Genomic DNA, 12,294 nt, shown 5'->3' on the forward strand with positions numbered 1-12,294 from the left:
ATGCAGCCCCTCGAGGCTGCATAAATTAAAAGACCACTTGTCAACATCATCAAATACTCATACATTTCCTGTTGGTACAAGTTTCGTGCAGGAGGTATTCAAGGAGATGTTGGCAGTGGCCGAGATTAATTATATCAGACATGAAGTGAACAATAAAGGTTGCGGCTATGCGAGTGTAGCTAAGAAGATGGGGAAAGATCAAAGAACCATCAAGAAGTATGCGGATATGGAGGATTTCAACGAAAAACCTATGAAAGACAGTCTAGGCTTTCTCCTGTTCTGGGACCGGTAAAAGGAATTCTTGATGAATGGATTAAGGAAGACTTTAAAAGGAAAAAGAAGTTCCTCAGGACTGCCAAGAGGATGTGGGAACTGTTAAAAGAACATCATGAGTTCGAAGGATCCGACCGTACGGTCCGTGACTATGTTTCTAGAAGAAAGATAGAGTTCCTTAATGAGGCTGATGAGGCAGCCATTCCTCTTGAGGCCATCCCAGGCAGTTCACAGGTGGATTTTGGGGAAGCTCCGTTCGTTTACGGAGGAGAAGAGATGGTATTGCCATACTTAGTAGATCCTTTCCTTTTAGTAATGCCTTTTATTTTCAAGTCTTCCCTTCGCAAAATAAGGAATGTTTCCTCGAAGGAATGAAAAGAGTGTTTCACCATATGGGGGGAGTGCCGAAGACGATTCGGTTTGATAACCTTTCTCCTGCCGTGAAAAAGATATTGCCAAATGGCGAACGGCAATTAACGGACGAATTCCAAAACTTCGTTTTGCATTATGGCTTCGAGCCGGAGTTCTGTAACCCCAACAGTGGCAATGAGAAAGGTCATGTAGAAGCAATGGTGAAGTATGTCAGGAACAACTTCCTCTTGCCTGGGCTCCATGTCATAGACCTAGACAAGTTAAATAAAGAGCTATGGGAGAAAGCCGAGGGAGACAGTGAAAGGAAGCATTATGAATACATGCGATCAACCTGGATGTGGTAGTTCGGTTGAACTTTCGCTGTTTTCCATTCCGTCAATTTGTAACGTGTGCGAGGAAGAGGGCGAAGGTAGGGCTTCTCCTCTTCCTCAAATACCTCTCTACGAGACCCTGGGCGTTTTTGGAAAGCAGTAGTATTAATCTCTTCAAGCTTTTCGGATATGTGGTGGTTTAAATCTTCCAAATGGAAAAAAGGATAATGGCGTAAAGCAGCAATAATCTGTCTTGAAATATAGCCAACTGTTCCTTCAACACTTGCTTTGTCCTTCGGTTTGCGGACACGACTTGGAACTATCACTGTATGATAATAATCAGCTAGCTCTCGATATGCTTCCTGCAAAATTGGTTCACCTCGTAGAGGTTTGGTCACACCTGTTTTCAGGTTGTCAGGCACCATCGTCTCAGGTACGCCTTCAAAATACTCCAAAGCATGAATGTGGGCAGTAAGCCAACTCGGAGACTTCATGTCTATAAACCCCTCAACATAGCTGTATTGACTGTAAGGAAGTGTAGCGATAAACACATAGACTGGTATCTTTTCCCATGTGGCCCGGTCTTGAAGGGTAAGCGTAGATCCTGCCCAGTCAACCTCCATAATTTCACCAGGTTTACGACGTATCGGCATTGTCGTTTTATATTTCTTTGCATAATTCCCGTATTTTTCAGTAAACGTACGGTACGCATAGGGGATCTTCTTTCCCAAGCGTGCTTCAGTGGCATATTCGTAATGCAATAGTTTCAATGTAACGTTTTTCTTTTGAAGTTCTTTGTGTACTCTTTCCCAGTCCACCGGGTAATAGCCTTTCTCGACTGCTTGTTTCTCAGGAAACAGAAAATCATTTAGCCAGGCATCCGTCATCGTGTCGTTAAGTGATTGTATCCCTCTTGCTTTTGTCGTTTGGATCACACTAGCTACCGTATTCCTTGAATGACCCGTGCTCGCGCTAATTGTACGCTGACTCATCCCCTCCAAATGAAGATCTAGAATCTTCCGACAATAAATCACAAAAAAACCTTCCTAAAAGAATTGTCATGCGGTAACGCATGCTTCTCAATTATACATGGAGGTTTTATTTCTATAGCACAAGTGGCTCACTACTCCGCACTTGGTGGCTTTCTCATCCGCATAAGGTGGCTCAAAAGTATGCACTAATGGCTCGTTCTGTCTGCAATAATCAAGTGGGAATGAATGGGTACGTTGCTCTCTTTCAAAAATAGTAGAAGAGTGATTAGCTAATTCAAAGTTGAATTGCGTATAATAGGGGCGAAAAATTCCCACGCTTAACTTTTGCGATGAGCAGACGCAAAAGTGAAAAGTAAACCGCGACAGGAGCTTTAAATTTCTGAATGGCTATGCGTAAGGAATTCTCCACATTCACGGAATCAAATGTGGGGTAAAATTAACCGTGAAGATTGTACCGAATGGCATCATCAATAATGGCGTCGAGATAGACTTGCTTCTTAGAGCCATTCGGTTCAATTGGTAAATCAGGCCCAAATTTAGAATCCGATAGCCATAACTAATTACTAGACCTCTTTTGAAAGTGGCAAGTTGCGATTTCCGACTGGGTATAGAGTTTCATTTGTTGTGAATTATAACATTTTTCGCTCAGCTTCTCTTGAAGAGTGGAACGCTTCAATTTTGCCTGGCTGATCTAATCCTTTCCAATCTAATATTTAGTTAATTTGAGCGCACTTCGAGTAGGCTCTTCATTGCGAAGTAAAATTGTCTATTTTCAGAACTCAGGTGGAATAGCCCTTTTATTTTGGACCATTTTCCCTGTTAGCTTTAATTCTCCAAAGCCTTCTCTAAGGAATCGAGAAAGGTATCTCCTTTGTCCTTTCAGAGAGATAACTAGTTTGACAGATTTGTCCCTTTAATTGTTTAGCTTTTCCAGGATCAAGCCCCATCGCCAATAGTGGTGCAATAAGTCGGAAACATTGATTTACTATTTCGTCTGACTTTTTCTGATCCTTCATGATCGCACTCCTCTTATATGCTAATCGTTAGTGTAAATCAGCCTAATCGGACAAATGGGCAGAACGGGTATTAACCACAAAGATAATTCGCATTAGACAATTTGTTCCATCTCCAACCAACCGTCCAATTCGATTAAGTGCAGGTTGGTTGGAGATGGACGTTAAACTTACAGTCGTAAGTTAGGTTGTTATTAATTCAAATAGTGTCCAGTTCTTCAGGAACGAGAAGCCCTTCTCGATAGCGTGCATAAGGAAACGGTCGATACTAAATGTCTCAAGCAATTCAATAGGACTTTTGGATAGTAACCTCCTTAAATCAAATTCTTTCAAAAATGCAACTAAATAGTCCCGTTAGTCAACCATCAACTAAATCTGCACTACAGAAAATGGAGAAAGCTTCATCTCCTCATGCTAGTTACGCATAATCATCCTAATACGAATTAACCACTAATTAACTGTTTCCATGAATAAGTTCCTGTTGCCGATTCCAAACAGATATAAACTATATCGGCTGTAGTTGAACCATTCCCAAAAACAACCGCTAACCGTCCTCTAAATTGCGACGTTGCTGTAGGAAGTGAAGATGTATTAGTTAATGCCAGCCAATTAGTGGCAATTCCAGTTTGTGATATAAACACATTTCCACCAGTTGAATTGTCAGTGATTGTATTCGCATTAAATCTGTCTAAACCTACAGAAAAGAAATTTTCTTGGGATGTTGTATCGCATTTTATAGCTGATCCTGAAGGATAGTTTTGAGGGTCCCATAGTTGCCCTAAAAATTGATTAAGATGTGAATTAACAAGGTTAATCCCTACTTGTTCTATTCCTGAAGACGGTTGAATTTGTAACCCTGTAAAAATATTACCCCCGCAATTTTCCAAGTCTATATCAGTCTTACAAGCCTGAATAGAAATATTAGTAAATTGGTTTCCATTTGTCCAAGCTGATGATCCTAATGGGGTATACAATTTAATCCCTGTTCCTATTTTTGCAACTGCAACATTATCAAAAGTAACAGAATCTAAATACCCTGAATTTGAGGAAGCATCTAAAAAAATTCCAATACCGCTTCCGTTTCCATAAATACTCATATCTCGAATACCTGTTACATGATAAGAAACGCCTGCGTATATGGTACTTGGTATATAGATTAACGCATGACTATAATTTGACAAAGAAGTCGTAATAACGCCACCGTTAACCCTTGAATTTAGGGCTAATTGAATACCATGAAAATCTCCATCGACCCATATTTCCGCCTGGGAGTCTAATTCTAATAGAACTCCACTTTTAAGCGTGATTGTTCCAGTTATTTTGTATTCTGCTTTTGGGACAAAAACCTTTCCACCCCGAGAAGGTGTAGAACTAATAGCGTTTAGGAAGGCTTGAGTATCATCCTTAGATGCATCACCGACTGCCCCATATCTTCTTACATCTCCATAAGGGTAATTTTTACTTGTTACTCCTGTTTCTGTATCCAAAATAGGGTATTGGATATTTTCCGTCGACTGTGCATTAATATCTTCCAAATTCGAATAATTTTTTTTGAAATTAAAAATATCATCTTCTTTTTTGAATGTGAACCCAAAAAAGAAAGCTAGAATCCAAAGTATGAAGTTTAATATGAATTTTCTCCGATTCAAAATAATCACCTCGTATTAAATAATACATCAAACCTCGATTTCTTATAGAGTTTTTATACAAATCTTTTTCTTATTTGCGAATTGCAATTAAGTTAATTCGTGAAATTAGACAATAAGGTTTGCCAGAATTTCCCTGCAGCTTCTTTTTGCATATTCGGCAGTAAATGCGAGTAGGTATCAAGCGTAATTTGTATGGATGAGTGACCTAAACGTTCAGATACAACTTTTGGATGGACATTGTTCTTTAGAAGTAAAGAGGCATGGGTATGCCTGAGATCATGGAATGTAATTTTAGGTAGATGAGAATCTCTAAGTAATTTATACCAAACACGCATGATCATTCGAGGGGGAATCTTTTCTCCTAAATTTGTGCATACGACTAACCCCCCATCTTTATAGTCTTTATTATCTTTATCCGTAGCCACTAATTCGAGGTGGCGTTTCAAAAGTTGAATGGTGTCTTGATCTAATGCAATCGAACGAACACCAGAAGCTGTTTTGGCTCCTGGAATAAATTCTTTTCCGTCATGACTTAAGGTTTGTCTTACAAACAACAATTGATTCTCAAAATCAATATCGATCCACCGGAGGCCTAAAATTTCACCTTGCCGCATGCCTGTCAGAAGGGCAAGATGAAAAGCCATATAGGTATAGGGATCTTTTGATGCGAGTGTTAGGAAATGTTGAACTTCCCTAACATCCCAAACCTGCAGTTCTTTTCGTCTTAACTTTGGTTTATGAACGAAAGATGCGTAATTTTTGGGGATGAGTTGCATCTTCTCTGCCATATCCAATGAAGAATGAACAATACTGAAGATGCGTTTGACGGAAGAATTAGCAAGTCCTTTATCAATTAGTTCGTTGATGAATTGTTGTAGAATCATCGGATTGAGTTGGGATAAAGAATAGTCACCCAGCAGTGGGATGATTTGATTTCGAATATAGGACTCATTAACTTGATAGGTTTGCTGACTGATACTGTATCGTTTTCCTTTGAGCCAATCTACTATATATTTATCATAATAAATTTCGGCGTTGAACATAACAATGATCCCTCCAATTTTTGTACTACAGTTTACATACATCTGCATTTTTGGAAGAGGGAAGGTTCTGAACAATCGTTGTTTGGTAATTTGCTATAAAATTTGAATTCTAGTTTCTTAAACCCTTATTGTATCTGAGTCAGGTTGTAATTTTATGGTAATATATGTAAATTATTCGAAGGTGCTTTTACCCAAAAAATGTTCATTTTTGTTCAGCAATGAGCACTACCCTCCTACTGTAGAGTAATAAAATCGAGTATTAAATCTTCAGTATTAATTAATCCACTTAGCCTACCTTATTTTTTGAAATACTCTCAAGCCTGAAAAATAAAAAATTATAAAATAAAGAAGATGTAATGTTATAGGTTAGTACTGATATTGCTCCTAACAAGCTGCCTAAAAACAGTTTCGTGTGTGTTGAAGTATTCAGGATAGTAAACATCCCTTTGGCTAGGGATGTTTTCCCGACACCAGGTGGTTCTAGTAAAACTAAATAGTATTGTTTCTCTAGTGTTCGATTTCGAATTAATACATCATGCAATATTTACATTTTTATAAAATTATAGACAAGTGGCCCAAATGTTTTTGATAATCTAGATTTGAGCCAAGTTTGAAACTGAGAATATTATATTTTCACCAGAGTTCTTAAGAGAAGGAAAAGCACTTTATGATAACTTGTATCCTTCAAGAATTGTTGTGGGAGAACAAACAGATAGGGCTAGGGTATTTGCTGATTTATTAGAGCAAGGGGCTTTAAAGAAGGGTATTCCAGTCTTACTTACGAATTCAACAGAAGCGGAAGCCATTAAACTATTTGCTAATACTTACCTTGCAATGAGGGTGGCGTTTTTTAATGAACTAGATTCATATGCAGAAATAAGAGAGTTAGATACGAAGCAAATTATTGATGGGGTAGGGCTCGACCCGCGGATTGGGAATCATTATAATAATCCTTCCTTTGGTTATGGTGGCTATTGCCTGCCAAAAGATACGAAGCAGTTATTAGCCAATTACTCAGATCTTCCTAATAATATCATGACAGCCATTGTAGATGCCAATCGAACTAGAAAAGATCACATTGCCGAAATGATTTTAAAGAGAAAACCTCAGATAGTTGGTATCTATAGACTTACCATGAAAATGGATTCAGATAACTTTAGACAGTCAGCTATTCAAGGTGTTATGAAGCGTATTAAAGCAAAGGGAATTGAAGTAGTCGTATACGAGCCAGCTCTCCATGAAGAAAAATATTATAATTCTAGAGTTGTTAATGACTTTGAAGAATTTAAAGAAATAAGTGGTGTGATTGTAGCAAATAGATTATCGGATGATTTAATTGAAGTAAAAGATAAGGTGTATACAAGGGATTTATTCAGTAGGGATTAGTAGAAGTCAATCTAGAAGTTGCTTGCCCATAAGGTAGGCTTGATCCCGATGTCACTTGTTTATAATGATGTCGGAATAGTATATGATTCCCATCCGTTTGCGCTTGCCGTGATGACAAACCGGATCAGTTATGCAAAATCGCAAAAAGTGATTGCGGATCTTGCTTCTATTGTATATAAGGAGCATCTAGCGAAATACAGTGCAGGCTATGTCAAAACAAATAATACAGCCTTGGTCTACAAAAGTACCACTGGGTCTCTGCTTTCAATCGGGAAGCTATCTAAGGGACAAATGTTTAAAGGTATGGCAATGAAAGGTCAATGGATAGAACTACAGTGGGGAAGTACCAAAGGATATGTCAAAATGTCAGACGTCACTCCGTATGCTGCCGTATCGCAAAGCTTTACGAGCGGGACCGTGAAACAAGCAGGGGTTATCACGCTAAAAAGAGATGCAACGATTACAAGCACTTCTTCGAAAAACAGTGCATTGATAGGAATGATCAGCCAGCATCAATCCATAGCCTATCTTTCCGTAGCAGGGGATTTCTATCAGGTTTTGGTGGGCAATCGAGTGGGTTATATTCAAAAGAATGATCGTATTTAAGGAGGAGTTTGTCTTCTCCTTTTTTGCATAGCAATGAACGAAAGCACTTTTATCGCTGTCCTTTTATGGAAAAGCTAAAGATATAAAGCTAAAAATGGGAAGAGTGTGCATTATGCCTCAAATGATTCTTAAAAAGCATCGAAATAGAAAAATGTTAGGTCTCAAGTGGGCCATGATTCTGTTATGGGGACTGGTTCTTTGCATCAATACCTTTACAGAAAATCTGGAGTCGTTAATGAGCTTTCAATCGGTTGGTTTCCATTGGAATTGGGAGCCAGATTACTTATCCTTTTTTAATATGAATGATCTAACCACCATTGATCCAGATTTCATCCTTGTGAAAACTGGACATTTTATGGGGTTTGCAATTATGGATCTACTCATTTATAACCTCACTAGAAGCCATAAGCGATCCATTCTGTTTTCTATGATTTTTGCGTTTATGACGGAATTCTTCCAGCTGTTCTTCGGACGAGATGGAAGACTGTATGACATGTGCATCGATTCCATAGGAATATGGTGTGTGTATTTCTTATTGAAGTGGGGACAAACTATAAAGCAAGCTAAAGATTGATACATTGTCATAATTGAAATAAATGCAGCCTACTACTTTTAAGTGGGCTGCATTTATTTGGTTTGGTCAATTTTTTCTGTCTCATTTACTTTTAACTAGAAATTTTCATCTAATGGTAATAGTAATTTTACTTAAAGAAGCATATAAAAAGTCTGGCTAGTTATAAATCCCATGCTTGTTATTTCCAAATATTATCTGTTAATATTAAAATATGGTAAATTATAAAAATATTATAAATATAACAAAGGGGATAATAATGGGAGATTTAAACTTTAGTATTGATAATAATATTTTAAAGCATTCAAAAGTGTTAACATCTATTACAACACCGTTTAACCCAAATATCGCTTTTTTAGTAATGGGAGAAGAGGTGAAACCTCAGTCAAAGGCAAATATCGTTCGAATTTATCACACACGAAGAAACGCTAAAAATAATAAATTTCAGATTACCGCAGAATTAGAAGCATTTCAATTCTCCTCTTACCAATCAGCAAAGGCATTTGTAAAAAAACTTCCCGAAATGACAGGGTTAGAAATGCTAATGCTTATGAATAAGATTCCATTGCAGGGGCCCACCCTTGTTCAGTAATTAGCCAATTGAAATGAACTAAAAATAACTTTCATAGTTGGAAAAGTTATAAAAGAAGAAAATAAGAAACCCACCCTTTGCAGAAAGGGTGGGTTTCTTATTGGTTAATTGACAAAGTACTTTGTCATAACACTATTAATTTCCTGAGGATCGAGCACAACCTCATCGTTATTGTTTTTCAATACATCATCATACATAACCTTGCTTGCTCCTGGCAGCTGATGATAGTGAAGCTGACTATGATTGAAGTTCTTGACGGCAAGTCCCATGCTGATCATGTCTTCTTTGGTCATGTTGGTCGCAACAAGATAGTCAGACAGGGAGCTGATCAATGCCGGCAGGTGTGCGATATTGCCTGGCTGCAGCGCTGATTTAGCGATGCCCTCAAGTGCAACCTCCTGTAGCTGCTGTCTTCCGTAGTCTGTGTTTTTTAAGGAATCCCGTTCGTGGACTAGTTCGGTGATCATTTGTCCGCTTAATACCTGCGTTCCTTTCGGGATGACCTTGCCTTTGTTGGCCTTGTACCATGGATGGGTCAGGGTGACATCAAATGGAACGTGCACTTCTACATTTCCTACGGCATTGGCCATAGATTGGAAGCCTTCATAGTTTGTCTCAACATAATAGTTGATTGGAACGTTAGTCAGCTCGCCAATGGCCTGCACGGCTGCTTTTACACCTTCCAGGCGCCCTTGTGTGGCTTGGATGATGTATTGAACGCTTGTGAGCTTTGTATATCCGTAGCCTGCAAGGTGGACACGGGTGTCACGCGGAATGCTTACCGCCTGATATTGGTGGTTGTTTAAATCCACATGGATTAGCATCATGGAATCGGAGTGTCCAATTTTTTCTCCTTTTCGTTCATCGGAGCCCATTAACAATATATTGAATGTATTGGACGCCAGCTTTGGAAGGGTGGATGCGTTTGCGTCAGTGGAACCGACCACCGGCACATTTTTAAAATGGTTCTTCGGCTGCAATTGGTAGTATATATAGCTGCCTCCCGCAACCAATATCACTATAAAGGATAGAAAACTATAGCCAAAGATCTTGAGTTTGCTTCGTTTGGTACGTGTATGTTTTTCTGCTCTTCCCATATATCCTCCAGCTTTCTTTTAGTTTGAATATTTTTAAAACTCCCATCACTCTGAATGGAATGATTGTACATTTTTAGGCTTTTTCATTACACAGAACTACTGATTTATTATATAAGAGATAAATTAAAAAAGTATTAGAATCCTATTCATTATAAAATAAAAATATTCGAAATACGAATGTTTTAGGCTAAGTATAATTTCCTACCCATTTTATCATATGGATGAAACTTCAAAAATAGAAATTTAATTACAAAAATACCATTAGTGTTTATAATAATAATGGAATAATAAATGAAATGGGGTTAATAAAAAGGATGAAAGCAAGATTAAAGAATGATGCAGGGGTCGTAAAACAAGTAAAAGTAGGCTTTAGCTGGACTACCTTTTTCTTTGGGTTTCTTCCAGCTTTATTTAGAGGGGATTTAAAGTGGGCCGCTATTATGCTTATTATTGAAGGTGTTCTTGGTTCCTTTACGTTTGGAATAGGAGCTGGAATTACGGGTATTGTTTTTTCATTTGTATATAACAAAATACATATTAAAGATTTGCTGGAAAAAGGATACCGTCCTGCGGATGATCAAACTGAAAGAGAGCTTGTCAGCAGAGGAATTATTTCTGATTATCAGCAAGCAGTTTAAGAGAATAAAGGAATCTTTTTTATATAGAAGGTCCGCTCAGAATAGAGAGCGGGCCTGTTTAAATGGAAAGCGAAGCGTTTTCCCCGAATCTGCTTTAACTGGCATACACCGACTGAAATGCCGAGAGCCGTTTTTCGATAAGCTGGATGGGCTCGAGGAATGGAGAGCTTGCATGGTATTCCATATGGATGGCGATGCTTGGAACTCTTCTTTCGAGCGGAATAACTTTTAATGGAAGAGAAGAGAGATGGGCGATCTGGGAAAGCCCGGTTCTTGGCAGTATGGTGTAGCCTTTTTTTGAGATAATGATGGAGCTCATAACATTGATGTTGTCGACGATTTGGCAGCGTTTGATATCGAGCCTGCTTCGGATGGACTGAATAAGGCGCCGGTTGTTTGCGAGAACAGGATTATCGAGCACAAGAAAGGGCTTGTCCATTTCTCCCACGTTACGGACGTCCTTATCTATTGAAATCCAATCTTCATGAGAGCAGAGGAGGACCATTTCGTCTTCAAACAGCTTCCGGCTGTACAGCCCTGTTTTCCGTTCGTTCTGATAGAACACTGCCATGTGAATGCCGTTATACGTCAGCATGTCCTTTAGGGTATCGGTCGGCTTGGTGAAGAATTGGTAGTCTAGTTTTGGGAAATGCGTGTTTAATTCGGCTAGAATAGCATCGGTGAAGAAAGGGGCCAGCCAAATGTTCATGCCAATTTTGATGCTTTCTGTCCGGGGCAGGGCTTTTTCGGCAAGGCTCTCATCAAGGGCCATGAGCTCGTGAAAGCTTCCTAAGGTGGTCGAGGCATTGGTTAGTTCCCTCAGACAATCGATGGCATACGGCAAAAAGTAGTGGCCCTGCCTGGACAGGCTGACACCGTTCCAGCTTCTTTCCAGCAAGGGGAATCCGAGGGTTTGTTCCAGCTTCCGAATTCGTGTGCTTAGTGTCGGCTGCGTGATATGCAGAGAGGCAGCGGCTTTGGAGATGCTTTTCATATGGGCAACGGTTAAAAATGACTCGATTCCTTCAATATCCATTCCAGCACATCCTATCTTGGGCTTATTCGGGAGAAGAGAGTATCCGTAATCAGCTTTCTACTAACTTCTATATTACTATATATCTGTGTTGAATAAATCAAATAGATGGCGAAAAATTCCGACAGTATTTTCCTTTGGATTTCATTTACTATAAATCCAGCTTTTCTAATTGTAAGTACTATTTTTACCAAAAATTTTTGTCTTTTAGGTAGTTTCATTGCGAGATTTCTGTAGTATTATGAAGTATGGACAAAATCCAGAGCAAGGGAGAGATTGAACATGGTCTTTATTGATAGTATTTGCCCAAAATGTGAAGAAATTAGCCACGTAGAACATCATGGGGAAGAATCCCTGATTATTACGTGTAAAAATAATCATATCTACAAGCACTTGGTTACACCCACTTCCCGCCAGCACGAAATCACCAACGAAAAGCGTCAAAAGCTGGAAGAAATGATTGTCGAGAAAAAGTTCCACCGCATGAGTGATAAATCAACCATCTGTCTATTAATCTTTGATAATGGATACGAAATCGAAGGACGCTCTACCGTTCGCGATATTGAAGATTTCCGTTTAGTCATTGGCAAAGACAAAGCTTATGATCAAGCATTAAGAAAAGCAATGGTGGCCCTGGGCGGTTATTTATCTTAATTTCATAGATTCTTAAACAAGTAAAAGGAACGGAGAGATCCGTTCCTTTTTTGTGTAAAAGGCA

At 38.8% G+C, this 12,294-nt stretch carries 11 protein-coding genes and 2 pseudogenes; 7 read left to right on the plus strand and 6 right to left on the minus strand.

Features of this window, described 5'->3' with window-relative positions; genetic code table 11:
- Positions 1–106: 106 nt before the first annotated feature.
- Positions 107–962: pseudogene (gene istA / locus A5N88_RS25900) on the plus strand (IS21 family transposase); the annotation flags it as partial.
- On the opposite strand, the gene istA (A5N88_RS17700) reads toward istA (A5N88_RS25900), so the two are convergent.
- From istA (A5N88_RS17700) to A5N88_RS17710, 4 genes are all read right to left on the minus strand, one after another.
- On the minus strand, positions 956–1,990 hold the full coding sequence (gene istA, locus A5N88_RS17700; RefSeq protein WP_260525569.1) for an IS21 family transposase: 1,035 nt from the start codon (positions 1,988–1,990) through the stop codon (positions 956–958). The pseudogene istA (A5N88_RS25900) and the gene istA (A5N88_RS17700) overlap by 7 nt on opposite strands.
- 803 nt (positions 1,991–2,793) lie before the next feature.
- Positions 2,794–2,964, minus strand: a complete 171-nt coding sequence (locus A5N88_RS25050) for a hypothetical protein (protein ID WP_157090711.1) — start codon at positions 2,962–2,964, stop codon at positions 2,794–2,796.
- A 440-nt stretch (positions 2,965–3,404) separates the two neighbouring features.
- A complete protein-coding gene (locus tag A5N88_RS17705; protein ID WP_066268388.1) occupies positions 3,405–4,610 on the minus strand; it encodes a glycosyl hydrolase family 28-related protein in 1,206 nt (401 codons plus the stop codon).
- Between the two features lie 92 nt (positions 4,611–4,702).
- Positions 4,703–5,653: a tyrosine-type recombinase/integrase gene (locus A5N88_RS17710; RefSeq protein ID WP_066268392.1), complete on the minus strand. Its 951-nt coding sequence runs from the start codon at positions 5,651–5,653 to the stop codon at positions 4,703–4,705.
- 606 nt (positions 5,654–6,259) lie between these two features.
- On the opposite strand from A5N88_RS17710, the pseudogene A5N88_RS17715 reads away from it, so the two are divergent.
- The 4 genes and pseudogenes from A5N88_RS17715 to A5N88_RS17730 all read left to right on the plus strand — a co-directional run.
- A pseudogene (locus A5N88_RS17715) lies at positions 6,260–7,039 on the plus strand (nucleotide sugar dehydrogenase); the annotation flags it as partial.
- Between the two features lie 48 nt (positions 7,040–7,087).
- Positions 7,088–7,645: a hypothetical protein gene (locus A5N88_RS17720; protein ID WP_066268394.1), complete on the plus strand. Its 558-nt coding sequence runs from the start codon at positions 7,088–7,090 to the stop codon at positions 7,643–7,645.
- A 112-nt stretch (positions 7,646–7,757) separates the two neighbouring features.
- A complete protein-coding gene (locus A5N88_RS17725; RefSeq protein ID WP_232317591.1) occupies positions 7,758–8,219 on the plus strand; it encodes a VanZ family protein in 462 nt (153 codons plus the stop codon).
- 256 nt (positions 8,220–8,475) lie between these two features.
- The gene (locus A5N88_RS17730; protein ID WP_066268398.1) at positions 8,476–8,808 is read left to right on the plus strand and encodes a hypothetical protein; all 333 of its coding nucleotides are present in this window, start codon (positions 8,476–8,478) and stop codon (positions 8,806–8,808) included.
- A 104-nt stretch (positions 8,809–8,912) separates the two neighbouring features.
- Here the strand turns inward: A5N88_RS17730 and A5N88_RS17735 are convergent, their stop codons facing one another.
- The gene (locus tag A5N88_RS17735; RefSeq protein ID WP_066268400.1) at positions 8,913–9,905 is read right to left on the minus strand and encodes an LCP family protein; all 993 of its coding nucleotides are present in this window, start codon (positions 9,903–9,905) and stop codon (positions 8,913–8,915) included.
- A 314-nt stretch (positions 9,906–10,219) separates the two neighbouring features.
- On the opposite strand from A5N88_RS17735, the gene A5N88_RS17740 reads away from it, so the two are divergent.
- Positions 10,220–10,543: a hypothetical protein gene (locus A5N88_RS17740; RefSeq protein ID WP_066268402.1), complete on the plus strand. Its 324-nt coding sequence runs from the start codon at positions 10,220–10,222 to the stop codon at positions 10,541–10,543.
- Positions 10,544–10,637: 94 nt separating this feature from the next.
- Here A5N88_RS17740 and A5N88_RS17745 read toward each other — a convergent pair whose 3' ends face one another.
- Positions 10,638–11,579, minus strand: coding sequence for a LysR family transcriptional regulator (locus tag A5N88_RS17745; protein ID WP_066268404.1), 942 nt, complete (start codon positions 11,577–11,579; stop codon positions 10,638–10,640).
- Positions 11,580–11,858: 279 nt separating this feature from the next.
- Here A5N88_RS17745 and A5N88_RS17750 point away from each other — a divergent pair, with 279 nt between their 5' ends.
- Positions 11,859–12,230, plus strand: a complete 372-nt coding sequence (locus A5N88_RS17750; RefSeq protein WP_066268406.1) for a Gp49 family protein — start codon at positions 11,859–11,861, stop codon at positions 12,228–12,230.
- Positions 12,231–12,294 lie beyond the last annotated feature (64 nt).

Source organism: Heyndrickxia acidicola, from assembly GCF_001636425.1.
Taxonomy (GTDB): Bacteria; Bacillota; Bacilli; order Bacillales; family Bacillaceae_C; genus Bacillus_AE; species Bacillus_AE acidicola.

Bases quoted from the DNA above. Each gene is read 5' to 3' on its own strand.
- A5N88_RS25050 (WP_157090711.1), bottom strand. From the start codon at position 2,964: ATGAAGGATCAGAAAAAGTCAGACGAAATAGTAAATCAATGTTTCCGA.
- A5N88_RS17710 (WP_066268392.1), bottom strand. From the start codon at position 5,653: ATGTTCAACGCCGAAATTTATTATGATAAATATATAGTAGATTGGCTC.
- A5N88_RS17720 (WP_066268394.1), top strand. From the start codon at position 7,088: ATGTCACTTGTTTATAATGATGTCGGAATAGTATATGATTCCCATCCG.
- A5N88_RS17725 (WP_232317591.1), top strand. From the start codon at position 7,758: ATGCCTCAAATGATTCTTAAAAAGCATCGAAATAGAAAAATGTTAGGT.
- A5N88_RS17730 (WP_066268398.1), top strand. From the start codon at position 8,476: ATGGGAGATTTAAACTTTAGTATTGATAATAATATTTTAAAGCATTCA.
- A5N88_RS17735 (WP_066268400.1), bottom strand. From the start codon at position 9,905: ATGGGAAGAGCAGAAAAACATACACGTACCAAACGAAGCAAACTCAAG.
- A5N88_RS17740 (WP_066268402.1), top strand. From the start codon at position 10,220: ATGAAAGCAAGATTAAAGAATGATGCAGGGGTCGTAAAACAAGTAAAA.
- A5N88_RS17745 (WP_066268404.1), bottom strand. From the start codon at position 11,579: ATGGATATTGAAGGAATCGAGTCATTTTTAACCGTTGCCCATATGAAA.
- A5N88_RS17750 (WP_066268406.1), top strand. From the start codon at position 11,859: ATGGTCTTTATTGATAGTATTTGCCCAAAATGTGAAGAAATTAGCCAC.